The 1,358-nt window shown below is 45.5% G+C and carries 2 protein-coding genes; both read left to right on the top strand.

Annotation, left to right across the window (positions count from 1 at the left end; all coding sequences use genetic code 11):
• Positions 1-84 precede the first annotated feature (84 nt).
• Positions 85-771 carry a tRNA (guanosine(46)-N7)-methyltransferase TrmB gene (gene trmB, locus MDMS009_RS00250; RefSeq protein WP_043887668.1) on the top strand — a complete coding sequence of 229 codons (687 nt, stop codon included), beginning with the start codon at positions 85-87 and terminating at the stop codon, positions 769-771.
• 81 nt (positions 772-852) lie between these two features.
• A partial coding sequence (locus MDMS009_RS00245; protein WP_008290049.1) for an OmpP1/FadL family transporter occupies positions 853-1,358 on the top strand: 506 nt, incomplete at its 3' end.

Genomic DNA, 1,358 nt, shown 5'->3' with positions numbered 1-1,358 from the left:
TGTATAAATTAGCGGCTATAGATCATTAAATAGCCGTTTAAGGTATGATCTGTCGCCTTATTTATAAATACACATCACACGATCATGACTGATAAAAAAGCTATGCGTACAATTCGCAGCTTCGTTCGCCGCGAAGGCCGCCTGACACCAGGACAAGAAAGAGCACTGGACGTGCTCTGGCCCGAGTTTGGGATTGATGAGGGTACAGAAACCTTAAATCTCGATGTACTGTTTGGACGCGATGCCCCAAAAGTCTTGGAAATCGGCTTTGGTAATGGTGCATCGCTTGCAGAGATGGCAAAACAACAACCAGATCATGATTTCATTGGTGTTGAAGTACACCGTCCCGGTGTCGGTCAATTACTCAAGTCAATCGAAACCGACGCACAAAAGAATGTACGTGTTGCCTGCACCGATGCGGTTGAGTTACTCAAAAGCCGTGTGCCCGATAAATCGTTAGATCGCGTGCAAATTTATTTCCCTGACCCATGGCACAAAAAGAGACACAACAAACGGCGCATCATCCAGCCCGCTTTTGTTAATTTACTTACCAACAAGCTCAAACATGGCGGACATCTACACTTAGCCACTGACTGGCAGGATTATGCTGAACAAATGCTGATAGATGTCTCTGCTAATGAGCGTTTTCAAAATTGTAGTCACTCGGCTGATTATATCGAACGTCCCGACTACCGCCCTTTGACTAAATTCGAACAACGCGGTCACCGCTTAGGTCATGGCGTCTGGGATTTACTATTCAAACGTGTGTAAAAAAATCACATAAAACTTGCGTCAAATGATCGCTTGCGCTAGTTTAGGCGATAAATTAACTTTGAACCGCAAGTGATTGACATGAAATTGAATATTAGAAAATTATCGACCCTTTTATTACTCTCTTCTGCAAGCTCAGCAGCGTGGTCTGCCGGCTATGCGATTCAAGAACAAAGCATCACAGGCTTAGGTCGCGCTTTTGCGGGCAGTGCCGCTGTTGCAGAAGATGCCAGCACTATCTTTTTCAATCCTGCGGGGCTCACTTATCTTGATCGTACCGAGATGAATATGGGTCTCAATTACATCAAGCCACAATCCGACTTTCGCAATGATGGTTCAGCGGTACCTGATTTCGGTGGTGCTGGTGGTTTTTCAGGACAGCCATTAACGGGTGGCGATGGCGGCGATGCAGGTCATGAAGCGTTTGTTCCAAACTTTTATCTGAGTCATCCGGTTAATGACAAAGTTATTGTTGGCTTAGGTATTTCAGCCCCCTTCGGTCTCGTTACCGAATATCGTGATGACTGGGTGGGTCGTTACTTTGCCGTTAAATCAGAAATGTTGACCGCTAACTTCAACCCAACGAT

This window comes from Methylophaga thiooxydans DMS010 (assembly GCF_000156355.1).
GTDB classification, from domain to species: domain Bacteria; phylum Pseudomonadota; class Gammaproteobacteria; order Nitrosococcales; family Methylophagaceae; genus Methylophaga; species Methylophaga thiooxydans.
The sequence above is the reverse complement of the archived record's forward strand: the minus strand, read 5'-3'. Positions and strand labels throughout refer to the sequence as shown.